This window comes from Nonomuraea sp. NPDC049504 (genome assembly GCF_040676845.1).
GTDB classification, from domain to species: domain Bacteria; phylum Actinomycetota; class Actinomycetes; order Streptosporangiales; family Streptosporangiaceae; genus Nonomuraea; species Nonomuraea salmonea.
Genome location: NZ_JBFAPT010000004.1, coordinates 146,317 through 170,307, shown reverse-complemented (window position 1 = coordinate 170,307; position 23,991 = coordinate 146,317). Strand labels below are relative to the sequence as shown.

The following is a 23,991-nucleotide window of genomic DNA, read 5'->3' as shown; positions in this document are numbered from 1 at the left end:
CGTCACGACACGAAAGGCCAGGTCAGGGCGGGTCGTGGGTTTCTCCGGCAGCGCCGGGTACGGTCGTTGCCATGCGCGCCCACCTCACTGCGGCCCTGCTGATGACGCTTCCCGGCCTGGCCGCCGGATGTGCCCAAGGCGCGGCGCCCGCCGTACGCGAGGCCGTGCCGGCCGCGTCGCCCACCGCTGAGCCCACCGCTGAGCCCACCGAGCCCGCCTCGGGACCGCTGGCGGGCAAGATCGTGGTGATCGACCCGGGGCACAACGGCGGCAACGCCTCCCACCCCAAGGAGATCAACCGCCAGGTCGACGTCATCACCGGACGCAAGCCCTGCAACACCACCGGCACCCAGACCGCCTCCGGCTTCCCCGAACACGCCTTCACCTGGGACGTCGCCACCAGGCTCAGGCCGATCCTGCGGCGCATGGGCGCCAAGGTCGTGCTCACCAGGCCCAACGACGAGGGCGTCGGCCCGTGCGTGACCGAGCGGGCCGCCATCGGCAACGAGGCCAGGGCCGACGCGGTGCTGTCCATCCACGGCGACGGCGCCGCGCCCAGCGGGCACGGCTTCCACGTGATCATGCCGGGCCTGCTCAAGGGCCACAACGACGCCGTGGTCAAACCGTCGCGCCGGCTCGGCATCGACGTGCGCGACGCCTTCCGCGAGGGCACCGGCATGCCGTACGCGAACTACACCGCCCGCAGGGGCCTGCAGACCCGCACCGACCTCGGCGGGCTCAACCTGTCGAAGCGGCCGGCGGTGTTCATCGAGTGCGGCAACATGCGCAACAAGGGCGACGCGGCCAAGATGACCGACCCCGCCTTCCGCGAGCGCATGGCGACCTCGCTGGCCGCCGGCATCAAACGTTTTCTGACCTGACCGGTCAGCCGTCACGGCACAGCGGGTCACCGCCCACCACGCAGGCGATGTCGTCGAGCCGGCAGCTCAGCAGGGTGCCGTCCATGCCGAGCACGAGCACGAGGTCGCGCTGGGACGGATGAGCCAGCACCACCCTGCCGACGACACCGTTGTCCAAGATCACGGTAGGGCGGCCTGCCGCGTTGTCCATGCCCTCGCGACTCCTCTCGGGTCCGGAACGAGCCCTCGCGCCGGACCCGTCCCCACCAGGATGCACAGGCTTGTGCCTCGAGCGCATCGGTCAGGCGGCGGTAATTACGTACGCGGAGGACAGTACCTTCACCACCGGAGTCCGCACATGCCGGGCGCGAAAGCCAACCGGCGAGTAATATGACGGCCAAGCTGCCCCCGGTGAAGGAGACGGCCCTGTGTCCGAGCTCGAACGGGTACCACCCGGCATCGACCCTTATGTCCCCAGCTCAGCGCGGGTCTACGACTACCTGCTCGGCGGCAAGGACAATCTGGGCGTGGACCGCGAGGTGGCCGAACGACTCCTCGCCGTCGCCCCCGACAGCCGCCTGGTCGCCCGCGCCAACCGGCAGTTCCAGGTCGAGGTGGTCGGGCAGCTGAGCGAGCAGGGCATCCGCCAGTACATCGACCTCGGCACCGGCATCCCGACCTATCCGAACGTCCACGAGGTCGCCCGCAAGGCGCGCCCGGACGTCCGGGCGATCTACGTCGACAACGACCCCGTCGTCTACATGCACGCCCAGGTGATGCTCACCGACTCGCCGACCGTCGCCGGCGTGCACGCCGACCTGCGCAGGCCCGCCGACATCCTGGGCCACCCCGACGTCGTCGAGCTGATCGACTTCACCGAGCCGGTGTGCGTGCTGATGGTCGGCGTGCTGCACTTCATCATGGACGAGGAGGACCCGGCCGGCATCGTGGCCGCGTTCAGGGAGCGCATGGCGCCGGGCAGCCACCTGGTGATCTCGCACGCCATGGCCGACAGCGACCCCGAGGCCATCGCCCAGCTCGCGGCCGCGACGGCCGGTTCGCCCGCGCAGCCCAGGTTCCGCACGCGGGACGAGGTGCTGGCGCTGTTCGACGGGTTCGAGCTGATCGGGCCGGGGCTCGTGCCGGTCCAGGACTGGCATGTCGGCCCCGACGACGGCCGGATCCCTCTGCTGGACGCTCCGCCCAAGCTCCGCATCGAGGGCGCCGCCGGCCGCCTCACCGCATGACCTGCTCGTACGACCTGAGCTTGATGTCGGTGGCGAACTTGTCCGTCACCTTCAGCATCAGGCCGAGCAGGAAGCCGTACTTGAAGGTCCAGTTGCGCAGGCGCATCTTGGCCGGGCTGCCCGGGGCGAGGAACGGGCCCGCGTTGCCGTTCTTGGCGATCTTGGCGTAGGGGCGGAACTGGCGCTCGTACTCGGCGAAGGCCGCCCGGTGGTCGCCGCCCGCCGCCGCCAGCTCGCCCGCCAGCACGTACGCGCCCACCACGGCCAGCCCGGTGCCGAAACCGCCCAGAGTGTTGCCGTACGCCGCGTCGCCCAGCAACACCAACCGGCCCTGGCTGTACCGGTCAATCCTGACCTGGCTGAGCGAGTCGAAGTAGACCTCGCGCGCGTCCCGAACCGCGTCCATGATCTCGGGGACCCGCCAGCCCATGCCGGCGTAGGCGCGGCCGAGCAGCTTCTTCTGCTGTTCGGCGTCGTAGCGGTCGTACTCCAGCGCCTCCGAGGCGAACACGAAGAACGCCGGCGCCTTCGTCCCGCCTACCGCCACCATCCGGCCGGGCTCGTTGTACATCTTCGCCGGCTCCCCGAAGTCCAGGCCGGTCTCCACCAGCGCGTAGTAATGGCCGAGGAACCGCACGAACTCCTCTTCGGGCCCGAACGCCAGCCTGCGCACGTTCGAATGGATCCCGTCCGCGCCCACCACCAGGTCGAAGGTGCGCGGCGCCGCGCGTTCGAAGGTGACGTGCACGCCGTCCCTGGTCTCGGTGAGCGAGGTGATGGAGTCGCCGAAGACGTACTCGCAGGCGGGGGCGGTGCGCTCGTACAGCAGGCGCGACAGGTCGCCCCGGGTGATCTCGACGTCGCCGCCGGTGAACTCGCCGGGGATGACCGTCAGTCTCCGCCCGGCCGCGTCCACGATCTCCTGGTCGCTGCCGCCGGTCTGGAGCCGGCGCACGTCGTCCAGGATGCCCATGCGGCTCAGCACCGTACGGTGGGTCGCGCCCTTGAAGTCGACGGCCTGCCCGCCCAGCCGCAGCGACGGCGCCCGCTCGACGACGGTGACGGCGAATCCGTAGCGGATGAGCCAGTGCGCCAGTGCGGGTCCGGCGATGCTGGCGCCCGAAATGAGGACGTTGGTGTTTCGCATGCCCCCACGTTCGCGATTCCCGCTGACAACCCGCCGATCACTCGCTGACAGCCCGTCTCCGGGGTGTCAGCGACCCGTCGCCTTGAGCGTGGCCAGGGCGTCGGCTCTGGTCATGGCGGCGCCTTCGGCGTAGGCGGCGGCGAACGCCTCAGCGCCGAGGATCGCGCCGGCGTTCGCGGCGGTACGGGCCACGTCGCGGTCGCCCGCCACCGCCATGCCGCGCAACGCCACGGCGACCCCCAGCAACAACGCCGCCCGCCCTGCTGCCTCCTCGCCTACGAGACCGCCCACGAGACCGCCCACGAGACCGCCCACGAGACCGCCCACGAGACCGCCCGCCAGGGCTTCGGTGGCGTCGGCCCAGTCGGAGGTCATGGGGGAGGTGAGCGCGGTGGCCAGAGCTTCCGTGTGGAGGGTGGCGGCGCGTTCGGCGTCGCCGTGGGCCTCGGCGAGGCGGGCCAGGGCGGTGAGGACGTGGGAGCGGGTGCCGGCCGAGGTGAAGGCGCCGCTCTCGGAGCCGGCCAGCGCCGCCGACAGGAGCCGTTCCGCCTCGGTCAGGTCGCCCTCGTGGCGGGCGATGTCGCCGAGCTGGAGCTGCACCCAGGCGGTCAGCTCGGGGCGGCCGAGCCGCCGCTCCAGCTCGCCGGCGCGGGCGTAGTCGGCGCGGGCGGCGGCGACGTCACCGGCCCGCCACAGGGCGGCGGCCCGCCGGTTCAGGATGTCGGCCAGCTCGTCCAGCCCGCCCAGCTCCTCCAGCAGCCCGATCGCCTCCCGCCACAGGCGCCGGGCCCGCGCCCAGTCGCCGCGCCAGCCCGCGATCACCGCCAGCCAGTCGAGCGCCTGCGCCTTGCCCCACCGCTCGCCGAGCCGGCCGAAGGCGGCGAGCACCTGCTCCAGCTCGGGTTCGGCCTCGGCGGGCGCGCCGTTGAGCACCTTCATCAGGGCGGTGCCGAGGTCGCCGAGCGCCCGGCTCCACGGGTCGTGGCTGAGGGTCTCGCGGCGGCCGCGTTCCTCCTCGTCCGCGCCGGGCGGCCCGGCGATCATGCCCCACAGGGCCACGCCGAACCGGTGCCGCATCGGCCGTCCCAGCGAGCCGACGATCTCCCTGGCCCGCCGCCAGTGCGGCGACCCCGCGTCGGGGACGGCGTGCAGCACGGTCATCACGTACTCCTCCGCCAGCCCGTCCGGCGGCTCCGTGCCGACCCGGTCGAGCAGGCGTACGGCGTGCGGGGCGGCCTGGCCCCGCCGCCCGCTCAGCCACCAGTACATGGCCAGCGCCGCCATCAGCCGCAGCCCCGTCGCCGGGTCGTGCTCGGCGCTCCACCGCAGCGCCGCCCGCAGGTTGGCGTCGTCGGCCGACAGCCGGGCCAGCCAGTCGAGCTGCTCGCCGCGGTAGAGGTGGTCGTCTGCGCGGCCGGCGAACTCCAGGAACCAGGCCGCGTGCGCCCGCCGTACCGCCGCCTCCTCACCGGCCGCCGCCAGGCGTTCGAGGCAGAACAGGCGGATGGTGTCGAGCATCTGGTAGCGCTCGCCGTCGGTTTCGACCAGCGACTTGTCCACCAGCCCGGCCAGCACGTCCGCCCCGTCGGGGAAGCAGACCCGTTCGACGGCCTCCAGGGTCGCGCCGCCGCTGAACACCGACATCCTTCTGGCCAGGGCCTGTTCGTCGGCGTCCAGCAGGCTCCAGCTCCACTCGACGACCGCGTGGAGCGTACGGTGGCGGGCCGCCGCCGTACGGTCGCCGCGCGACAGCAGCCGGAACCGGCCGTGCTCGGCCAGCCGCTCGGCGATCTCCGCCACCCCGAACGTCCGCACCCGCGCCGCCGCCAGCTCGATCGCCAGCGGCAGCCCGTCCAGCTCGGCGCAGATCCGCGCCACCACGTCCAGCGTCCGCGGGTCCAGGGCGCCGGGGCGCACCGCTGCCGCCCGTTCGGTGAACAGCCGGACCGCCGGGTACGCGAGCGGGTCCTGCTCCGCACCGGGTGGCGGGACGGGCAGCGGGGTGAGCGGGACGAGGTGCTCGCCGGTCAGGCCGAGGGGTTCCCGGCTGGTGGCGAGGACGCGCAGGCCGGGGCAGTCGGTGAGCAGGCGGCGTACGAGCGTGGCGGCCTCGTCGATGACGTGCTCGCAGTTGTCCAGGACGAGCAGCAGGTCCTGCCCGGCGAGCGCGGCGACGAGCCGCTGCACGGGGTCGGGGCCGGCGTTGGCCGGCCGCAGCGCCGGCTCCCGCAGCCCGAGCGCCTGCCACACCACCCGCGCCACCGCCGACCCCGGATCCGGCTCACCGCCCACGGTCACCAGTGAGAGGTCGGCGAAGGCGGTGGTGGTGACGCGGCGGGTGTGTTCGATGGCCAGGCGGGTCTTGCCGGTGCCGCCGGGGCCGACGATGGTGATCAGGCGGGCCTTCAAGGTCGCCAGGTGGGCCAGCTCGGCGTCGCGGCCGATGAAGCTGGTCAGTTGGGCCGGGGGGCGCATCAGGGACGTGGGGTTCTGGTGGCCGCGAAGGATTTCCAGGTGGAGGGCCGCCAGCTCCGGTGAGGGGTCGGCGCCCAGCTCGTCGGCCAGGCGGCGGCGGCCTTCTTCGAAGACCTGCAGGGCCTCTGCCTGCCTGCCGGATGCGTGGAGTGCGCGCATGAGGAGGGCGCGGGTTCGCTCCCGGAGGGGGTCGGCGGAGAGCAGGTCGCTCAGGCCCGTCACGGGCGGGGCGGTGCCGGGGAGGGAGAGTTCGGCCTCATGGAGGTCTTCCGCCGCCGACAGGCGCAGGTCGTCGAGTCTCCGCGCTTGGGGCGCGGCGAAGGGGGCGTCGGCGATGTCGGCGAAGGCGGGGCCGCGCCACAGGTCCAGGGCCTCGCGGAGGACGGTCGCGGCGGCGGCGTGCCGGCCGGCCGCGAGCAGGGCGCGGCCGTCCCTGGCCAGGCGGTCGAAGCGGTGGACGTCCACGTCGTCGCGGTCGACGGCGAGCCGGTAGCCGGAGCCGTGGGACTCGATCAGGCCCCCTGGGAGGTTGCGGCGCAGCCGGGAGACCTGGGCCTGCACGGCGTTGGCCGCGCCCGACGGAGGGCGGTCGCCGTACTGGCCGTCGATGAGGCGTTCGAGGGTGACCAGGTGGCCGGCGTCGAGGAGCAGCAGGGCCAGCAGCGCGCGCGGGCGGGGGCCGCCGACCGCGACGGGCTCGCCGGCGGCGGTCCGTACGTCGAGGGGACCCAGTACGCGGAACTGCACCCTGCCGATTGTCCCCCAAGCGCCGAACGCCGGTCGCATCGCGGGAAAGGGGAGGCGGTGTGCGGGTCAAGATCTTTTTGAGGCAGAATGATCTTGTGCGAGCCCTCTCCGCAGCGGGGGCTCGCACGCCCCCCGGTAGGCTGAGCCCATCATGGACCCCACGCCCGGGCTGCGCGAACGCAAGAAGGCCGAGACCCGCCAGGCCGTCCACGAGGCGGCGTTGCGGCTGGTGGTCGAGCACGGCCTCGACGCGGTCACGGTCGAGTCCATCGCCGACGCGGCCAACATCTCACGCCGGACGTTCTCCAACTACTTCGCCGGCAAGGAGGACGCACTGCTCTACGGCGAGGAGCAGCGCATGGGCGCCCTCGTCGAGCGGGTACGCGCCCAGCCGCCCGGCATGCCCGCCTGGCAGGCGCTGCGGGTCTCGATCGAGGAGCTGCAGGAGGAGCTGGGGGAGCCGGAGCGCGAATGGGCGCTGCGCACCCGCCTCGCCCGGCGGCATCCGTCCCTGATGGCCCGGCAGCTCGCCAACCACGCCGGTCTGGAGAGCGACCTCGCCGCGGCCGTCGCGGGGCGGCCGGGTGACGTGCCTGGGCGGGTGCTGGCGGCGGCGTTCCTGGTGGCGTTGCGGCTGGCGTCCCACGTGTGGACCGAGGAGGGTGAGGCCCGCACGTTGCGTGAGGTCATCCGCGAGACCCTCGACCAGATGGCCCGTCCGTTCAGCTGACCGGAGCCCGGCGCGCGGGCCGCCTGAGGGGCACCCGCGCGCCGGAGTTCACGTGACTACAGGGTCCACTGCTGGGGGAAGAGGCCGTTGCAGTCGTAGATCTGCAGTTTCGTGCCGTTCGCCGTGGCGCCCTCAGGGGCGTCGAGGCAGCGGCCCGACTGCGGGTTGAACAGGGAGCCGTCGGCCCGGTGCACCCACTTCTGCGCCCCGCTGCCGTTGCACTCCCACAGCTGCACCTTGGTGTGGTTGGCGGTGCCCTGCGCGTCCACGTCCAGGCACTTGCCGAACGCCCGCAGGCTGCCCTCCGGGTGCGGCGACCAGCGCTGGCCGGTGGCGACACCGCAGTCCCAGAGCTGGGCGCTGTTGCCGTTGGCGTTGGTGTTGGTGTCGACGTCCAGGCACTTGCCGCCGGGCCCGGTGATCTGCCGGGCCGGGCTGGGCAGGGTGCCGAGGCCGTAGCGGACGGCGCACTGGTTGCCGGTGAGGTGGACGGCGGTCAGGTAGAGGAAGCCGGTGCCGTTGGCGGACGGCACGATGGGGGAGCTGTAGCCGGGGCAGGACGGCTCGCCGGGGTTGTAGCCGCCGGTGGGCGCGGTGATCGCGGGCGCCTCGATCTCCGTCCACGCGCCGGCGCCCAGGTCGGTGTTGGCGAACAGGACCTGCCCGGACTCGCCGAGCACGGTCTTGTTGCCGGTCGGCCCGGCCACGACCCGCTGGCCGGACATCAGCAGCGTGCCGTTGGGGCCGCCGCCGGGCAGCCACGCGACGTACGGGGTGTGCAGCAGCTCCCGCTGGTCGGACGTGCGCACGAGGGTGCCGGCGCCGGAGCCCCAGCTGAGGCCGTTGGAGCTGGTCTTGATGTAGACCTCGCACGCGTGGTCGGCGTCCGTGGCGTCCCTGCACATCTCGTACGCCATCAGGTACGTCCCGTTCGGCAGCTCCGTCACGATCGACATGCCCGGCCTGGCCAGGTCGTCGTTCGGGAAGGCGACGTCCTGGGTCATCGTGGAGGACCAGGTCTGGCCGCCGTTGGTCGAGGTGTAGTGACCGATGACCTGGTTGTTCGTGGGCGTGCCCGCGGGCCGCTCGTCGGAGATGAAGCAGGCCAGCGTGTTGTTCGGGGCGAGCAGGAACCACGGCTCCCAGATGCCGTGCCCGATGGTGTCCGGCAGGCCGCTGGTCTGCGTGCAGTTCGACAGGTACGTCCACGAGACGCCGTGGTCGGTGCTCTTGAACACCTCGACCTTCTGCGCCCGGTAGTCGCCCTCGATCCAGGCGGTTCCGGCGGCGAGCAGGTCGCCCTGGTTGAGGCCGTTGGCCGTGCGCGGCACCTCGTACAGGACGGGAGCGCCGAGCGCCCAGCCGGGCGTGTTGGAGGTGATGGTGGAGATGGGGTTGGCGGACCAGGTGCGCCCGCCGTCGGTGCTGCGGTGGATGGGGAACGAGCCGGGCGCGTTGTGCCCGCGGCGCGCGAACGTGGCCAGCATGGTCTCGTTCGGCGAGCCGTCGTGGTCGAGCCTGATCGCCCTCGGGTAGCTCGCGTCCCCCTGGGGGAACGTGGCCAGGTCGGGTGAGTAGAGCATCTGGCCGGCCGGGGCCGCCGAGGCGGGGCCGGCCAGTGCTCCGAGGCAGGTGGCGATGAGGGCTAACGCGGTCACGATCCGCGCGGGGGGTGTCAGCCGCACGTGCTTACTCTCCTTGGCTAGGACTGGCGGTTGTCTCCGATGACGGGAGCTGTGTGGGTGTCGACGTCCACGGCGGAGCGGGCCACCACGACGCCGTCGCTGACCAGGGCCAGGTGCAGCCGCCCGCTGGTCCAGCCGTCCGGCAGCTCGGCGGTGACCTCGGCGGGGCCGCTGAGCAGGAACGGCTTGGCCTCGATCCACGGCCCCTCGGCGCCGAAGGCGGCGGGACCGGCGGGCGGCGCGCCGAGGACGGGCGTCCAGGCGGTGTGCAGGTGGCCGTTGACCGGCTCGGCGCCGTGGTGCGAGACGCGGACGGGCACGCTGACCCGCCCCGACTCGCTGAGCAGGTCGCGGCCGGGCGCGACGGGGACGACGTCGAGGACGAGCGTGGTCGTGGCGTTCACGTCGGACGGCCGCACCCCGCCGAGGTCCTTGGCGCGGCGCTCGTGGTCGAGCAGGCCGGCCATCTCGTGCTCGATGTCGTACAGCTCGGTGTAGACGTAGCCGGCCACCCGGTCGTGGCGGCGCAGCTCCTGGGTCTGCCAGCGCAGCTGCCAGCCCCGCTCGACGGAGGTGAAGCCGGTGCCGTACTCGCTGTTGAGGTTGGGCAGGCCGCGCAGCGGCTGGTCCGGGACGCCGGCCAGCTTCTTGCGCACGACGTAGTCGGGGCCGAGCTTGACGGGGAAGTCGTCCTGCTCACCGTCCAGCAGTGCGGCGACGGTCCTGCCCCAGGAGGCGGCGGACTCGTCGTAGTAGTGCCAGTCGAGCAGGTCGGTCTTGACGTGGGTCCAGCCGGAGTTGTCCACCGCGGGCCGGCTCGGGTCGAGGGCCTTGATCAGGTCGTACGCCCGCGCCACCGCCTCCTGCTTGGCCGGGTCGCCGGGGATGTCCCAGTCGAGACCCCACTCCTCGTTGTAGAGCCCCCAGATGACGATCGCGGGCGAGTTGCCGTCGCGCTCGACCATGGGCGCGATCTGCTCCTCGAACGCCGCCACGGACGCCTCGGTGAACGTCCCCGTCGCGGCCGGTTCCGCCCACACCAGGATGCCGAGCCGGTCGGCGTGGTGGACGAAGCGCGGGTCCTCCAGCTTCAGGTGCTTGCGCACGAGGTTGTAGCCCGCCTCGGCGGCCAGTTCGAGGTCGCGGAGGAGGGCGTCGTCGTCCGGCGGGGTGATCCCCGTACGCGGCCAGTAGCCCTGGTCGAGCACCCCGCGCACGAACAGGCGGCGGCCGTTCAGATAGAGGTCCTCGCCGATGACCTCGATGCGCCGCAGTCCGGTGTAGGCGGCGACGGTGTCGGTGCCGGTGTCGGCGCCGGCGGTGAGGGTGGCGTCCACGTGGTAGAGGTGCGGGTCCTCGGGGGACCACAGGCGCGGCTCGGCCACGGGCAGCACCGCCTCGGCCCGCCCGCCGGAGACCGGCACCTCGACGCTCGTGTCCGTGCCGCGCAGCGTCAGCCGCAGCAGGGCCCCCTCCGCCGGCCCTCCCACGGTGGCGACGACCGCGATGCCGTCGAGACCCTCGGTCGGCCGCAGCCGCAGCCCGGCCAGGTACGTCGCGGGCCGCGCCTCCAGCCACACGCTCTGCCAGATGCCGGACGACGGGGTGAAGCAGACGCCGTCGAAGTCGTCGCGCGGGACGCTGCGCTGCTTGCCGTGCGCGATCTCCCGCTTGTCGAGCGGCGCGGAGACCCGGACCACGACCTCCTGCTCGCCGTCACTGTTCAAAGCGCCGGTGATGTCGGCCTCGAACGGCGTGTAACCGCCCCGGTGGCTGACCACCTCGGTGCCGTTCACCCAGACCGTGGCCTCGTGCTGCACCGCGCCGAAGTGCAGCACCACCCGCTGCCCCGACCACTCGGACGGGACGGTGAAGCGGCGGCGGTACCAGGCGAGGGGCAGCCAGTGCGCCTCGATCCCCGACGCGGGCGTCTCCCAGGCGAAGGGCACGGTGATCGTGGCGGTCCAGTCCGGCTCGGTGTCGGCCCGGAACTCCCACTCGCCGTTCAGGCTCGACCAGGAGTGCGACCGGTCGAAGTGGGGGCGGGGATATTCCGCACGCGGCGTCATGGTTCTCCGTTTCATGTGTGGGGTCAGCCCTTGACGCTGCCCGCGAGGATGCCGTTGATGAAGTGGCGCTGCAGCAGGACGAAGATCACCAGCAGCGGCAGCAGCGCGATGCTGCCGGCGGCGAGCAGCTCGCCCCAGACGGTGGCGAAGTCGGCGCCGATGCGGTTGCCGGTGACGTTCTGCGCCAGCGTGGACAGCACCACCTGCAACGTCTGGTGTGAGGTGTCGTTGACGGCGACGACCGGCCAGACGAAGTCGTTGTAGATGTTCATGGTGGTCAGCACCGCCAGCGCGGCCAGGCCCGGCCGGATGACCGGCAGCACGACCCGCCAGAAGATGCCGAACTCGCCGGCGCCGTCCACCCGCCCCGCGTCGATCAGCTCGTTCGGGATGGCGGCGATGGTCTGCCGCATCCAGAAGATGCTGAACGCGTCCACGCTGCCCGGCAGGATCAGCGCCTGGTACGTGTTCACCCAGCCCAGCGCGCTCATCTCCAGCAGCAGCGGGATGATCAGCACCAGCGTCGGCAGCATCAGCGTCAGCAGCACCACGCCGAACAGCAGGTTCTTGAACGGGAAGTCGTACTTGGCGAAGGCGTAGCCGGCCAGCGGGCAGAAGAACATCGTCATCGCGCCCTTGACCGCCAGCACCAGCCCCGTGTTGGCGAAGCCGGTGCCGATGGGCACGTCGGCGAACATCGCCCGGTAGTTGTCCAGGGTCGGCTCGCCGAGCGACAGCGGGCTCGTGATGATCTCGGCCGCCGGTTTCAGCGAGGAGCTGACCGCCCACCAGATGGGGTACAGGAACGCGATCGCGAGCAGCGTCAGCACCGCGTACTGGACGATGCCCGGCCTGTTCTGCGTCATGACACCTCGTCTTTCGGGCGCAGCAGCCTGACCGAGATCAGCGACAGGCCGAAGACCAGCAGGACCAGCAGGAACGAGTTCGCCGCGCCGGTGCCGAGGTCGGAGGCCGTGATGTGGTCGTAGAGGTAGAGCCCGGCGGTCGTGGTGGAGCCGTACGGGCCGCCCTCGGTCACCACGTACGGCTCCGAGAACATCTGGAAGACCGCCAGCGTCTGGATCACGACGAGGAACGCCATGCTCCGCCGCACCAGCGGCAGCGTGATCGACCAGAACTGCCGCCAGCGGGACGCGCCGTCGAGGGAGGCGGCCTCGTACACGCCGCCCGGCACGGCCTGGAGGCCCGCGAGCAGGATGATGATCGCGAACCCGGTCGTCTTCCACAGGAACAGCAGCGCCAGCGTCGGCTTCGACCACGTGGTGGAGGTGAGCCAGCCGACGTCGGGCAGCCCGACCAGGTTGAGCAGGTAGTTGACCAGGCCGTAGTCCTGGTCGAACACCACGATCCAGACCTGCGCCATGGCCACCAGCGGGGTCACGAACGGCGCGATGAACGCCACCCGGAAGAACCCGCGCAGCCGCAGCTTGGCGTTGGCCAGCAGCACCGCGCCGCCCAGCCCCGCCACGACCTGGATCGGCACGATGAGCAGCCACATGACGGCGCTGTTGCCGAGCGAGGCCCAGAAGTCGGGGCTGGTCAGCAGATAGAGGTAGTTGTCCAGGCCGACCCAGCGCGCCGCGCCCGCACCCCGCCAGCGCATGAAGCTGAGCTGCAGCGCGTAGATCAGCGGGTAGACCCCGAACGCGGCGAAGACCACGAAGAACGGGGCGATGAACAGATACGGCGACAGCTTGGCGGGCCGCCGGAGACCACGGGTGAGACTCGTCATGAGCGGTCGATGAGGTTGCGCTGGATCTTCTCCGCCGAGTCGGAGATCACCTGGTCGGGCGTCATCTGCCCGTCGATCAGGCGCTGCATGTTGTTGCCCAGGTAGTCCACCGACTGCGCCCACCACCACGGGATCGGCGCGGCGGCCGGGATGGTGGCGGCGGCGTCCACGGCGACCTTCCACAGGTCCTGGCCGCCGAGCGCCTCGATGGGCTGGAACAGCGGCTTGGCCGGGTCGAGCGCGGGCTGGTAGCTCGGGATCGAGGTGGACAGGCCGCCGGGATAGACGTCGTTGGGGCCGTACACGGCGGTGTAGCCGGGCTCCTTGAAGCACAGGAACTCGTACAGCAGCCAGGCCAGCTCGGGGTTCTTGGCCTTGGCGGGGATGACGAAGCTGCTGCCGCCCATCGCGCCGCTGCGCGCGCCGCCCGGCGTCCAGGCGGGCAGCGGTGCGGCCCGCCACTTGCCCTTGGTGTTCTTCAGCAGCTGCTGCGGCGCGAACGACCACCAGATCGCCCACGGCACGAACACCTGCTGGCCGTTGTCGAGCGTGTTGACGTCGGCCGGCTCCAGGTAGGGCGCGTGGGTGACGAGGCCGTCCTTGACCGCCGTGTCGATCCAGCCGAAGATCCGCCGGTACTCCTCGGAGTCGAGGCGCAGCTTGCCCTGCGCGTCGGTGAGGCTGGTGCCCTGCTGGTTGGCCAGCATCTCCAGCCAGAGCTGGCTGAGGAACGGCGTCTTCTCCAGGTGGATGGGCTTGGTCTTGGGGTCCTTCTCCTTGACCGTCCTGGCCGCGGCGAGCAGGTCGTCGTACGTCGCGAGCCCCGCCGGGTCGACGCCCGCGTCCTCCAGGATGTCCTCGCGGTACCACAGAAGGCCGGGGTCGAGGTCCCACGGGACGCCGTAGATCTTGCCGTCCACGGTGTTCACCGACAGCTTGTACGCCGACGTCTGGTCCTTGTACGGCGCGATGAGGTCCGTCAGGTCGAAGAGGTGCTCGGCCTGCCCGCCGATCTTGGCGTCGTCCCAGAAGCTGCCGTCGGGCACGTCGGTGCCGCTGATGAGGGTGTTGGCGAGCTTGGCGTCGATGTCCACGGCCTGGTGGTTGACCTTGACGTTTGGGTACGCCTTGCGGAACTCGCCGATCGCCGCGTCGAACACCTTGAACAGGTCGCCGGACCGGTTCCAGATGGTGATCTCGCCCTTGGCGGCCGAGGCGGTGGCGGTGGGCTTGGTGAGCTTGCTGGGCTCGGCGCCGGTCCCGCCGGGGGCGGCGCAGGCGGCGGCGAGCGAGCCGGTGGCGGCGAGGGCCCCGATGCCCAGGGCTCCCTTGAGAAAACCACGGCGGCCAATGGGGGATGGGGGCATCTTCGACTCCTAGCCGGACGGGATGAGACGGTGTGAGGGCTCTGCAACGATGCAGACATCATGCATACTCGTCTGCAACGATGCAAGAGCGGGTTTAGGATCTACCCAACTGAGAGCGCGGGAGGTATAGGAGACGCATGGCCGGTCCAACCTTGCGTGACGTCGCCAAGCGGGCGAACGTGTCGATCCGCACGGTGTCCAACGTGGTGAACGGTTACGCGCCGGTCTCCGACGAGCTGCGCGCCCGGGTGCAGACCGTGCTCGACGAGCTCGGCTACCGTCCCAACCTCATCGCCCGCAACCTCAAGCAGGGCCGCACCGGGATGATCGCGCTCGTCGTGCCCGAGCTCGACGTTCCCTACTTCGCCGAGCTGGCCCGCGAGATCATCACCGCCGCCCGCGCCCGCGGCTACGTCGTCATGATCGACCAGACCGACGGCGACGGCGACAGGGAGCGCGAGCTGCTCGGCCGCGACTCGCGCGCCACGCTCTTCGACGGCCTGCTGATCAGCCCCATCTCCGTCACCGCGGAAGAGCTGCGCGGCCGGGCCAACAAGGTGCCGATCGTGCTGCTCGGCGAGCACATCTTCAACGGCAGCCTGCCCCACGTCGCCATCGACAACGTCGCCGCCGCCCGCGAGGCCACCACCCACCTGCTCGACCTCGGCCGGCGCCGGGTGGCCGCCATCGGCGACCAGCCGTACGCGACCGGCGAGACCGCCCAGCTCCGCACCACCGGCTACCGGCAGGCGCTGGCCCGCGCCGGCATCGAGGTGGACGAGACCCTGATCGTCTCCACGCCGCACTTCCACCGGCGGCTCGGCGCCGAGGCCGTGCAGCGCCTCATCGCCCTGCCGGAGCCGCCCGACGCGGTCCTCTGCTACAACGACCTGCTCGCCCTCGGCGCGATCAGGGCGCTGACCAGGGCAGGGTGGCGGGTGCCCGACGACGTCGCGGTGGTGGGCATCGACGACATCGAGGAGGGCCAGTACAGCACGCCCAGCCTGACCACCATCGCCCCCGACAAGGGCGAGCTGGCCAGGCGGGCCGTGGACGCGCTGCTGGACACGATCACCGCGGCCGAGCCGTCAGGCCCGCCGCCCGAGATCGTGGTGCCGCACCGGCTGATCGTCCGCGAGAGCACCGCGGGGGAGCAACCGGCCTGATCGGCCGTTCTGATCGGACGACGTAAGGTTGGGTGGTGCCCGTCGCTCGTCAAGGTCTCCTGCTCGGCGCGGCGGCGTACGTGCTGTGGGGCCTGTCCGTGCTCTACTGGCCGCTGGTCGAGCCCACCGGCGCCATTGAGATCCTCGCCCTGCGCGTGCTCTTCTCGCCCATCGCGGTCGGCCTCCTGCTGCTCGCCATGGGCCGGGCGAGAAGGGTGGCCGAGATCCTGCGCAAGCCCCGCGAGCTGGGCCTGCTCACCCTCGCCGGGGTGCTCACCTCGGCCAACTGGGCGCTGTTCATCTGGGCCAGCACCAACGGCCACGTGGTGGACGCCTCGCTCGGCTACTTCATCACCCCGCTGGTCAGCGTCGCGCTCGGCGTGGCCGTCTTGCGCGAGCGGCTGCGGCCCGGCCAGTGGGCCGCCATCGGGCTCGGCGCGGGCGCCGTCGCCGTGCTCACCGCCGCGTACGGCGGCCTGCCCTGGATCGCGCTCGGCCTGGCCGCCACCTTCGGCCTGTACGGGCTGATCAAGAAGCATCTCGACGTGGGCGCCGTCGAGGGGCTGATGGTGGAGACCGCGGTGCTGTTCCCGTTCGCCGCGGTCTACACGATCGTGCTGCAGACCTCGGGGCAGGCCACGTTCGGCCACGTGTCGCTCGGCAACACCCTGCTCGGCGTCGGCTCGGGGTTCGTCATGATGGCGCCGATGCTGCTGTTCAACGCGGCGGCCACGCGCGTGCCGCTGAGCGTGGTCGGCATGCTGCAGTTCATCGAGCCGATCGTGCAGTTCCTCCTCGGCGTGCTGGTGTTCCGTGAGGTGATGCCGGCGGTCAGGTGGGCGGCGTTCGCCCTGCTGTGGGCCGCGCTCGCCATGCTGACCGCCGAAGGCGTCAGGCGACGGAGTCGGGCTGGCGCCGGGGCTCGTCGAGCTCCACCGCGCTCCGCTCGATCATCTCGAACTGCGTCATCAGCCGTTCGAGATCAGGGGGAGACACCGTGAACGTGTCGTGCACCGCCTCACCGGCCGCCGTGTAGCTCAGCTCGTGGCCGCAGGTGCCGTCCCACACGCCGCTGATCACCCGCATCGCCGGCGGGAGCCGGTCCACGTGCACCCTGCGCACCCGTACGCCGGCGGCGGCCTGCTCGCGGGCCAGCGACTCCAGCTCCTCGCTCCACTCGTGGTAGATGAAGACCCGGCGGATCGTCACGCCCCGTGCCAGCGCGTCGAGCTGGGCCTGCCAATACTGGCGGCCGACCGGCTCGCGCCACCAGGTGAGGTCGACCGAGGGCACGCTGGTGGCGCACATGGTGGCCTTGGTCTGGTCGATCAGCCGCTGGAAGACCGCGTTGTCGCCGTACGGCGTGCGGAAGTGGCCGCGCTCGAGGTCGGCCAGCGTGCGCAGGCAGTCCTCGAACGCCACCCGGCAGGCGTCGGCCGCCGGGGTGCCCGCGTACTCGCGCTCCACGTGCTTGGCCGCCCGCAGCATCGGCAGCATCAGGTCGGGCAGCCACGGGATCTTCTCGATGGTCGCCACCATCTGCCCCACCCGTGTCTCGTGGTCGATCCTGCGCTTCTCCCGCAGCAGGGTCTGCACCTGTAACGTGATCACGCCGCCGATGAGCCCGGCCACCATGCCCAGCCCCTGCGCGGTGTCCTCTTTGACGTAGAAGATCACGCCGAGCAGCACGGACAGTGCAGTGCCGATGATCAGGACGGGGTCGAGCGCGAACGTCGGCTGCTTCTTCGCCGGCCTCGTCATTTGGGTCTCCCGGGAGGATGAGCGCACTGAAGTCCCTGAGTACTTACCCCGTTTGCGATCTCCCCTCGCCTGCGATGCCGCCAGGGAACCGGTTAATCTCACTATCCCACCCGTTGACGGCCCTGAGGCTCACACGTAGAGTCACGTGGGCTTATTCGGTTTAGTAGGGAGAAAACACGTGTTCCGTGCGCTGCACGACGGCTGGACCCTCCGCGCGGACGGCGACCGTGACCTCGCCGGCATCCCGGCGGCCGTGCCGGGCAGCGTGCACACGGACCTCCTCGCCGCCGGGCTCATCGACGACCCCTACCGCGACGACAACGAGCGGCGGCTGGGCTGGATCGGGCGTACGGACTGGATCTACGAGACCGCCTTCGACTGGCACGACGACGGGGAGGAGCGGGCCGACCTCGTCTGCGAAGGGCTCGACACGGTCGCCACCGTGCTGCTCAACGGCCACGAGCTGGGCGGCACCGCCAACATGCACCGCACCTACCGCTTCGCCGTCCGCGACCTGCTGCGCGACGGCCGCAACACGCTCCAGGTGCGCTTCCGCGCCCCCTACGCCTACGCCGAGGAGCAGCAGGCCAGGCACGGCGACCGGCCCGGCCCCTACGACGAGCCGTACGCGTTCATCAGGAAGATGGCCTGCAACTTCGGCTGGGACTGGGGACCCACGCTGGTGACCAGCGGCATCTGGCGGCCCGTCGGCCTGCACTCCTGGTCCGGCGCGCGCCTGGCCGAGGTGCGGCCGCTGGTACGCGGCGACGGGGTCGACGTGCACGTGCGCGTCGAACGTACCGGCGAGGCGCCCGTCACCGTCACCGCCGAGGTGGCCGGCGTGACCGTGGAGGCCAAGCTGGAGCAGGGCGAGAGCGAGGCCGTGCTGCGGCTCGACGTGCCGCACGCCGAGCGGTGGTGGCCGCGCGGCCACGGCGCGCAGCCGCTCTACCCGCTGACCGTGCGGACCGGCTCCGACCAGTGGCGGCGCGAGATCGGCTTCCGCACGGTCGAGCTGGACACCGACGCGTTCCGGCTGATCGTCAACGGGCGGCCGGTGTTCGTGCGCGGCTTCAACTGGATCCCCGACGACTGCTTCCCCGCCCGCGTCACCCTCGGCCGCCTGGCCGAACGCGTCGATCAGGCCGTCGCCGCCGGCGCCAACACGCTGCGGGTGTGGGGCGGCGGCCTCTACGAGTCCGACGCCTTCTACGACCTCGCCGACCGCCTCGGCCTGCTGGTGTGGCAGGACTTCCCGTTCGCCTGCTCCGCCTACCCCGAGGAGGAGCCGTTCCGCTCCGAGGTCGAGGCCGAGGCGCGCGACAACGTGGCCAGGCTGTCGGCCCATCCGAGCCTCGTGCTGTGGTGCGGCAACAACGAGAACATCGAGGGCCACCAGCACTGGGACTGGCGCGAGCGGCTGGACGGCAGGAGCTGGGGCGCCGCGTTCTACTACGACCTGCTGCCTTCGGTGGTCTCCGAGCTCGACCCGACCCGCCCCTACTGGCCGGGCAGCCCTTACTCGGGCAGCCCCGACCGCGACGTCCGCGACCCCTCGACCGGCACCGTGCACATCTGGACGGTCTGGGGCGGCGGGCTCGACTACGTCCATTACGCCGACTACACGCCCCGCTTCGTCGCCGAGTTCGGCTACCAGGGGCCGCCGACGTACGCCACCTTGCGGGCCGGCTCCTCCGACGAGCCGCTGACCCCCGGCTCCTCGCACCAGAAGGCGCCAGGCGGGCAGGACAAGCTGCTGGCCGGGCTGGGCGAGCACCTGCCGCGCCCCGAGACGTTCGACGACTGGCACTACTACACGCAGCTCAACCAGGCCCGCGCGATGACGTTCGGGGTCGAGCGGTTCCGTGCGCTGATGCCGTACTGCATGGGCACGATCGTCTGGCAGCTCAACGACTGCTGGCCGGTCACCTCGTGGGCCGCCGTGGACGGCGGGGGCCGCAGGAAGCCCCTCTGGTACGCGCTGCGCCGCTCCTACGCCGACCGCCTCATCACCCGGCTCGGCGACGAGGTGGTCCTGGTCAACGACACCGACGACGCGTGGTCCGGCACCCTCACCCTGGCCCTGCGCGACCTGACGGGCCGGGCCCTGGCCGCCCAGACCGACCAGGTGGAGGTCCCCGCCCGCGCCACGGTCCGTGTGGCCCAGCCGAGGGGCCGGGACGCAGCTCTCCTGACCGTCGAACTGGGAACGTACCGGGCATTGTTCACGACCGCCGAAGACCCGGCCATGAACTATCCCCCGGCCGACTACACGGCGACCGTGGCCCCGGAGGAGGGCGGCCACGCGGTCACCATCACAGCGAGGACGATCCTCCGCGACCTGGCCCTCTTCCCCGACCGCCTCGACCCCGCGGCGACGGTGGACGACCAGCTCGTCACGCTGCTCCCGGGCGAGACCGTCACCTTCCACGTCAAGGGGGAGGTGGACCCGGAGGCTTTGACGTCGTACCCGGTGCTGCGCTGCGTCAACGAGAGCGTCAGGGGGTCAGGGCGCGTTTGAGGATCTTGCCCGTCGGGCTCATCGGGAGTTCGTCGACGAAGGTCAGGCGGCGGGGATACTTGTACGCCGCCACCCGCTCCCGTACGAAGTCGCGCAGTTCGTCCCCGTCCACAGGGGTGCGCAGAGCCACCACGGCGGCGATCTCCTCGCCCAGTTCCGGGTGTGGCACGCCCACCACGGCGGCCTGGCGGACGGCCGGGTGTTCGTACAGGACCTCCTCGATCTCGCGCGGATAGACCGTGTAGCCGCCGCGGATGATGACGTCGCGGCGGCGGTCCACCAGGAAGAAGTAGCCGTCGGGGTCCACCCGGCCGAGGTCGCCGGTGTGGAACCAGCCGTCGCGGACGGCCTCGGCGGTGGCGGCCGGGTCGTTCCAGTAGCCCTTCATGACGTTGGGGCCGCGGACCACGATCTCGCCGATCTCGCCGCTCGGCACCTCGCGGCCGTCCTCGTCCACGATCTTCATCTCGACGTCCCTGATGGGCCAGCCGATCGAGCCGGGCCTGCGGTGGTGGCCGCCGCGGTTGGTGGCGGCGACGGGGGAGGTCTCGCTGAGGCCGTAGCCCTCGATGATCTCGCAGCCGAAGCGGGTCTCGTACGCGCGCAGCACGTCGAGCGGCAGCGCCGCCCCGCCGGAGGCGCAGACCCGCAGCATCGACATGTCGGAGGCGCCCGGGTGGTCGAGCAGCGCGATGAACATGGTGGGCACGCCCTGGAAGACGGTCACCCCGTCGCGCCTGATCACCTCCAGGGCCCGGCCGGGGTCGAAGCGGTTGAGCAATGTCAGGCGGGCCCCGGCGTGCACGGTGGCGTTGAGCGAGCAGGTCTGGCCGAAGGTGTGGTAGAGCGGCAGCGCGCCGAGCACGACGTCGTCCACGCCGAGCGCGTGCATGCGGGCCACGGTGGCGGCGTTGCCGCCGAGGTTGCCGTGGGTCAGCTCGATGCCCTTGGGCCGGCCTGTCGTGCCTGAGGTGTAGTGGATGACGGCGGTGTCGTCGGGCGCGGCCGGGGCGATCGCGGGCTCGGCGGCGACGCGGCGCAGCAGCCGGCGGAACTCGCCCGGCACCACGAAGAAGCAGTCGGCCTTGGTGCCGGCGGAGCCCGCCTCGGCCGTCTCGGCGAAGGCGTGCCAGGCGATGAGCAGCCTGGCTCCGCAGTTCCCCAGGTACGCGGCGATCTCCCGCCGCTTCAGCAGCGGGTCGAGCGGCACCACGACCGCCCCGGTCCGCAGCACCCCGTAGTAGACGACGCCGAACTCCGGCACATTCGGCAGCATGATGGCGACCCGGTCGCCAGGGCCGATGCCGCGGCACCGCAGCAGGCCCGCCAGGCGGGCGCTCAGCTCCTCCAGCGCCCCGTACGTCAGCTCCGCCTCGTCCAGCGTGAGAACCGCCCGGCCGCCCAGCCGGTGGGCGGCGGCGTGGAGCCGGTCAGCGAGGTTCATGCAAAGACCGTACGTCGGCTCTCCCACGCCCCTCATTGGTCGCGGCACCCAGTCTTTCCCGCCCGGCATTGGTGGGAAGCGCATCGTGCAGCGCGATGGCGACGAGCAGCTCCAGGAGATCGTTGATCGAGCGCAGGCTCCGCCCGGTGCGCTCCTGGATGCGGCGCAGCCGGTATTGGGCGGTGTTGGGGTGGATCTGCAGCCGCTCGGCGGCGGCCCGCAGGTTGAGGTCGGCTCCGGCGAACGCCCTGATCGTGGCGGTGAGCACGCCGCCGCGTGCCCGGTCCTCCGACAGCAGCGCGGTGATGCGGCGGTCGACGAGGTGGCGGGCGGTGTCGTCGGCCTTCAGCGCGAGATACTGGAACGGCGTGATCCTGGGCAGCGCGGCCACGCCGCCGTCCTCGGGCACGAAGTCCAGCACCGCCCGCGCCTCCTGGTACGCCTGCGGGATCTGCGCGGTGCCCGCCGCGACCGTGCTGATGCCCATGGCCAGCCTGACGCCCTCGGCGGCGAGGCTCTCGCGCACGCCCTGGAACCGGTCGCACAGCTCTTCCGCGTCCACGCCGGGACCGAGCACGGGGATGGCGACGATCTCCGACTGGCGGACGACCGACAGCGTACGGGTGCCGTTCCCGCCGGTCCGCGCGATGGCGGCGCAGGCCGCGTGCCGGGCGTCGGCGCCCTGGTCGGGCCCCGTCGCGACGGGGGCGGTCGGCCCGGCCAGCACGGCGATCACCACGAGCAGCGGCGTGCGCGCGTCGGGGGCGAGGCCGTGCGCCTGCGCGGCGGCCAGTTCCCTGCCGCGCGTCGGGACGGCCCCGGCCAGCAGCGTCTCCAGCAGGTCGCGGCTCTCGCGCACGGCCTCGGCCGCCGCGTACTGCTGGAACTCCATGTACGCGTTGGCCGCGTGCGTGCTGGCGAAGTCGCAGTAGCGCATCAGCGGGGCGGCCAGCGTCAGGGCGGCCTCGCGCCCGGCGTACGCGTGCCCGGCCCGCTCGACCACGGCCTCCCAGAAGACCTGCTGCCCGACCCTGAACGCGTTGATGTAGTCGGCCAGCGCCACCCCCGCCCTGGCCCGGCGCATCGCGGCCCGCCGGGTGAAGGTGATGTCCTCCAGCGTGACCGTGCGGTCCTCGAGCAGCACGCCCAGCTTGGCGCGGTAGTGCTTGACCACCTGGTCGCGAACGTCGGCGTGGAAGGCCGGGCCCTGGGCCTCGTAGGCGGGGATCTCCTCGCGCATCGTCGCCACGGCGACGTCGGCGAGCGCGGGCAGGTCGCTGAGCAGCTCGGAGAGTATGCGTGTGCGTTCCGCGCGTACGGCGGCTTCCACGGTGCTCGAACCAGTGGACATGCCGGGATGATCCATGGCCTGCGGCGGGCGGTCAACGGGTCGTAACCGGGATGAGACCCACGCTGTGCTCAGAAGACAACTCGCCGGAAACATCTTGGGTCACCGTGCCCAATGCGGCTCCTGACGAGCGGCTCCTACGCTGAGGCCAACTTCAGAACATTGTTCTCCAGGAGGCCGGATGCTGGAGGTACACGATCTTACCGTTCGCTTCGGCGGCATCACCGCGCTGGACGGCGTGGGGTTCGGGGTCGCGGGCGGGGAGATGGTGGGGCTCATCGGGCCGAACGGCGCCGGCAAGACCACCCTGTTCAACTGCCTGACCCGCCGGTACGACCCGGACGAAGGGACCGTCACGTACGAGGGCGCCGACCTGACCGCGCTGGCCCCGCACGCCATCGCCAGGCTCGGCATCGCGCGCACGTTCCAGAACCTGGGCCTGTTCCCGCGCCTGTCGGTGCGCGACAACGTGCTGGTCGGCGCGCACCACCGGGGCCGCGCCGGCTTCCTGTCCGCCGGGCTCCGGCTGCCCGGCGTGCGACGCGAGGAGCGGGCGCTGCGGGAGGACGCGGACGCGGTGCTGGAGCGGCTGAGCCTGTCCGAGGTGGCCGGGCATCCGGCGGCCGGGCTGCCGTTCGGCACGCTGAAACGGGTCGAGCTGGCCCGCGCGCTCGTCTCCAAGCCCCGGCTGCTGCTGCTCGACGAGCCGGTCAACGGGCTGAACGCGGCCGAGGTGGAGGAGTTCGCCGGCACGCTCGCGGCGATCCGCGGCGAGTACGACCTGACGGTGATCGTGGTCGAGCACCACATGGGGTTCGTCATGGGCACCTGCGAGCGCATCGTCTGCCTCGACTTCGGCCGCAAGATCGCCGAAGGGCCGCCCGAGGAGGTCCAGCGCGATGCCGGCGTCATCGAGGCGTACCTGGGGACCTCGGGAGAGGAGGCGGGCACGTGAGCGACCTCGTGGTGGACGGCCTGGTCGCCGGCTACGGCGACGCCCGGGTGCTGCACGGCGTGCGCTTCACCGTACGGCAGGGGGAGGTCTGCGCGATTCTCGGCCCGAACGGCGCCGGCAAGACCACCCTGCTCAGAGCCCTGTCGGGGATGGTCAAGGCGCGCGGGAAGATCACGCTCGGCGACGCCGACCTGACCGGGCGGTCGCCCGACGCGGTGGCCAGGCTCGGCGTGGCCCACGTGCCCGAGGGGCGCGGCACGTTCATGCCGCTCACCGTCGAGGAGAACCTGCGGCTCGGCGCGTTCGTCCGCCGCGACCGCGCCTCCGTCGCCCAAGACCTCGACCGCATCTACACCTACTTCCCGGTGCTGAAGACCCGCCTCAAGCAGGCCGCCGGCAGCCTGAGCGGCGGCGAGCAGCAGATGCTGGCCATCGGCAGGGCGCTCATGCTGCGCCCCAGGGTGCTGCTGCTCGACGAGCCGTCGCTGGGCCTGGCCCCGCTGGTCACCCGGGAGCTGTTCCGCATCGTGCAGACCATCAACGCAGAGGAGCAGACCACCGTGGTCGTCGTCGAGCAGAACGCCCACCTCGCTCTCGGCATAGCCCAGCAGGCGCACGTCCTGGAGACCGGGCGCATCGTGCTGTCCGGCACGGCCGCGCAGATCAGGGCGGACGAGCAGGTCGCGCAGTCCTACCTCGGGTACCGGGTGTAGCCG

At 71.8% G+C, this 23,991-nt stretch carries 19 protein-coding genes; 8 read left to right on the top strand and 11 right to left on the bottom strand.

What is annotated here, in order from left to right; genetic code table 11:
- The first annotated feature begins 71 nt into the window (after positions 1-71).
- Positions 72-881 (top strand): N-acetylmuramoyl-L-alanine amidase, encoded by an 810-nt coding sequence (locus AB0K28_RS09855; protein ID WP_364367368.1) that lies wholly within the window; start codon positions 72-74, stop codon positions 879-881.
- Between the two features lie 4 nt (positions 882-885).
- Here the strand turns inward: AB0K28_RS09855 and AB0K28_RS09850 are convergent, their stop codons facing one another.
- A complete protein-coding gene (locus AB0K28_RS09850; RefSeq protein WP_345392058.1) occupies positions 886-1,071 on the bottom strand; it encodes a hypothetical protein in 186 nt (61 codons plus the stop codon).
- A 217-nt stretch (positions 1,072-1,288) separates the two neighbouring features.
- Between AB0K28_RS09850 and AB0K28_RS09845 the strand changes: the two genes are divergently transcribed.
- Positions 1,289-2,107 carry an SAM-dependent methyltransferase gene (locus AB0K28_RS09845; protein WP_364367364.1) on the top strand — a complete coding sequence of 273 codons (819 nt, stop codon included), beginning with the start codon at positions 1,289-1,291 and terminating at the stop codon, positions 2,105-2,107.
- On the opposite strand, the gene AB0K28_RS09840 is transcribed toward AB0K28_RS09845, so the two are convergent.
- Together AB0K28_RS09840 and AB0K28_RS09835 are read right to left on the bottom strand one after the other, a co-directional pair.
- Positions 2,097-3,254: an FAD-dependent monooxygenase gene (locus tag AB0K28_RS09840; protein WP_364367361.1), complete on the bottom strand. Its 1,158-nt coding sequence runs from the start codon at positions 3,252-3,254 to the stop codon at positions 2,097-2,099. The two genes, AB0K28_RS09845 and AB0K28_RS09840, sit on opposite strands and share 11 nt — an antisense overlap.
- Positions 3,255-3,320: 66 nt before the next feature.
- A complete protein-coding gene (locus AB0K28_RS09835; protein ID WP_364367358.1) occupies positions 3,321-6,476 on the bottom strand; it encodes a BTAD domain-containing putative transcriptional regulator in 3,156 nt (1,051 codons plus the stop codon).
- Positions 6,477-6,627: 151 nt separating this feature from the next.
- On the opposite strand from AB0K28_RS09835, the gene AB0K28_RS09830 reads away from it, so the two are divergent.
- A complete protein-coding gene (locus AB0K28_RS09830) occupies positions 6,628-7,206 on the top strand; it encodes a TetR/AcrR family transcriptional regulator (RefSeq protein WP_345392046.1) in 579 nt (192 codons plus the stop codon).
- 56 nt (positions 7,207-7,262) lie between these two features.
- Here AB0K28_RS09830 and AB0K28_RS09825 read toward each other — a convergent pair whose 3' ends face one another.
- From AB0K28_RS09825 to AB0K28_RS09805, 5 genes are read right to left on the bottom strand one after another with little or no spacing between them, the layout of a single operon-like run.
- Positions 7,263-8,891: a ricin-type beta-trefoil lectin domain protein gene (locus tag AB0K28_RS09825; RefSeq protein ID WP_364367354.1), complete on the bottom strand. Its 1,629-nt coding sequence runs from the start codon at positions 8,889-8,891 to the stop codon at positions 7,263-7,265.
- A gap of 17 nt (positions 8,892-8,908) precedes the next feature.
- Complete coding sequence (locus AB0K28_RS09820; RefSeq protein WP_364367351.1) at positions 8,909-10,960, bottom strand: sugar-binding domain-containing protein; 2,052 nt, start codon at positions 10,958-10,960, stop codon at positions 8,909-8,911.
- A gap of 23 nt (positions 10,961-10,983) precedes the next feature.
- On the bottom strand, positions 10,984-11,826 hold the full coding sequence (locus AB0K28_RS09815; protein WP_345392037.1) for a carbohydrate ABC transporter permease: 843 nt from the start codon (positions 11,824-11,826) through the stop codon (positions 10,984-10,986).
- On the bottom strand, positions 11,823-12,713 hold the full coding sequence (locus AB0K28_RS09810) for a sugar ABC transporter permease (RefSeq protein ID WP_364367348.1): 891 nt from the start codon (positions 12,711-12,713) through the stop codon (positions 11,823-11,825). The genes AB0K28_RS09815 and AB0K28_RS09810 overlap by 4 nt, the downstream gene beginning before the upstream one ends.
- Positions 12,710-14,080: a substrate-binding domain-containing protein gene (locus AB0K28_RS09805; protein ID WP_364367345.1), complete on the bottom strand. Its 1,371-nt coding sequence runs from the start codon at positions 14,078-14,080 to the stop codon at positions 12,710-12,712. The genes AB0K28_RS09810 and AB0K28_RS09805 overlap by 4 nt, the downstream gene beginning before the upstream one ends.
- 137 nt (positions 14,081-14,217) lie before the next feature.
- On the opposite strand from AB0K28_RS09805, the gene AB0K28_RS09800 reads away from it, so the two are divergent.
- Entirely contained in the window at positions 14,218-15,246 is a 1,029-nt protein-coding gene (locus AB0K28_RS09800; protein ID WP_364367342.1) for a LacI family DNA-binding transcriptional regulator, read from the top strand.
- Positions 15,247-15,281: 35 nt separating this feature from the next.
- On the top strand, positions 15,282-16,247 hold the full coding sequence (gene rarD / locus AB0K28_RS09795) for an EamA family transporter RarD (protein WP_345392025.1): 966 nt from the start codon (positions 15,282-15,284) through the stop codon (positions 16,245-16,247).
- Here the strand turns inward: rarD and AB0K28_RS09790 are convergent.
- Positions 16,138-17,007, bottom strand: a complete 870-nt coding sequence (locus AB0K28_RS09790; RefSeq protein WP_364367339.1) for a hypothetical protein — start codon at positions 17,005-17,007, stop codon at positions 16,138-16,140. The two genes, rarD and AB0K28_RS09790, sit on opposite strands and share 110 nt — an antisense overlap.
- 178 nt (positions 17,008-17,185) lie before the next feature.
- Here AB0K28_RS09790 and AB0K28_RS09785 point away from each other — a divergent pair, with 178 nt between their 5' ends.
- Entirely contained in the window at positions 17,186-19,528 is a 2,343-nt protein-coding gene (locus tag AB0K28_RS09785) for a glycoside hydrolase family 2 protein (RefSeq protein ID WP_364367336.1), read from the top strand.
- Here AB0K28_RS09785 and AB0K28_RS09780 read toward each other — a convergent pair.
- Together AB0K28_RS09780 and AB0K28_RS09775 are read right to left on the bottom strand one after the other, a co-directional pair.
- Positions 19,506-20,972: a long-chain fatty acid--CoA ligase gene (locus AB0K28_RS09780; protein ID WP_364367333.1), complete on the bottom strand. Its 1,467-nt coding sequence runs from the start codon at positions 20,970-20,972 to the stop codon at positions 19,506-19,508. The two genes, AB0K28_RS09785 and AB0K28_RS09780, sit on opposite strands and share 23 nt — an antisense overlap.
- Positions 20,959-22,323, bottom strand: coding sequence for a helix-turn-helix domain-containing protein (locus tag AB0K28_RS09775; RefSeq protein WP_345392013.1), 1,365 nt, complete (start codon positions 22,321-22,323; stop codon positions 20,959-20,961). Before AB0K28_RS09775 ends, AB0K28_RS09780 begins: the two co-directional genes overlap by 14 nt.
- Before the next feature lie 178 nt (positions 22,324-22,501).
- On the opposite strand from AB0K28_RS09775, the gene AB0K28_RS09770 reads away from it, so the two are divergent.
- Both AB0K28_RS09770 and AB0K28_RS09765 read left to right on the top strand, forming a co-directional pair.
- Complete coding sequence (locus tag AB0K28_RS09770; RefSeq protein ID WP_345392010.1) at positions 22,502-23,275, top strand: ABC transporter ATP-binding protein; 774 nt, start codon at positions 22,502-22,504, stop codon at positions 23,273-23,275.
- Complete coding sequence (locus AB0K28_RS09765; RefSeq protein WP_345392007.1) at positions 23,272-23,988, top strand: ABC transporter ATP-binding protein; 717 nt, start codon at positions 23,272-23,274, stop codon at positions 23,986-23,988. Before AB0K28_RS09770 ends, AB0K28_RS09765 begins: the two co-directional genes overlap by 4 nt.
- Positions 23,989-23,991: the final 3 nt, after the last annotated feature.

Bases quoted from the DNA above. Each gene is read 5' to 3' on its own strand.
- AB0K28_RS09855 (WP_364367368.1), top strand. From the start codon at position 72: ATGCGCGCCCACCTCACTGCGGCCCTGCTGATGACGCTTCCCGGCCTG.
- AB0K28_RS09850 (WP_345392058.1), bottom strand. From the start codon at position 1,071: ATGGACAACGCGGCAGGCCGCCCTACCGTGATCTTGGACAACGGTGTC.
- AB0K28_RS09840 (WP_364367361.1), bottom strand. From the start codon at position 3,254: ATGCGAAACACCAACGTCCTCATTTCGGGCGCCAGCATCGCCGGACCC.
- AB0K28_RS09830 (WP_345392046.1), top strand. From the start codon at position 6,628: ATGGACCCCACGCCCGGGCTGCGCGAACGCAAGAAGGCCGAGACCCGC.
- AB0K28_RS09820 (WP_364367351.1), bottom strand. From the start codon at position 10,960: ATGACGCCGCGTGCGGAATATCCCCGCCCCCACTTCGACCGGTCGCAC.
- AB0K28_RS09815 (WP_345392037.1), bottom strand. From the start codon at position 11,826: ATGACGCAGAACAGGCCGGGCATCGTCCAGTACGCGGTGCTGACGCTG.
- AB0K28_RS09810 (WP_364367348.1), bottom strand. From the start codon at position 12,713: ATGACGAGTCTCACCCGTGGTCTCCGGCGGCCCGCCAAGCTGTCGCCG.
- AB0K28_RS09805 (WP_364367345.1), bottom strand. From the start codon at position 14,080: ATGCCCCCATCCCCCATTGGCCGCCGTGGTTTTCTCAAGGGAGCCCTG.
- AB0K28_RS09800 (WP_364367342.1), top strand. From the start codon at position 14,218: ATGGCCGGTCCAACCTTGCGTGACGTCGCCAAGCGGGCGAACGTGTCG.
- AB0K28_RS09790 (WP_364367339.1), bottom strand. From the start codon at position 17,007: ATGACGAGGCCGGCGAAGAAGCAGCCGACGTTCGCGCTCGACCCCGTC.
- AB0K28_RS09780 (WP_364367333.1), bottom strand. From the start codon at position 20,972: ATGAACCTCGCTGACCGGCTCCACGCCGCCGCCCACCGGCTGGGCGGC.
- AB0K28_RS09775 (WP_345392013.1), bottom strand. From the start codon at position 22,323: ATGTCCACTGGTTCGAGCACCGTGGAAGCCGCCGTACGCGCGGAACGC.
- AB0K28_RS09770 (WP_345392010.1), top strand. From the start codon at position 22,502: ATGCTGGAGGTACACGATCTTACCGTTCGCTTCGGCGGCATCACCGCG.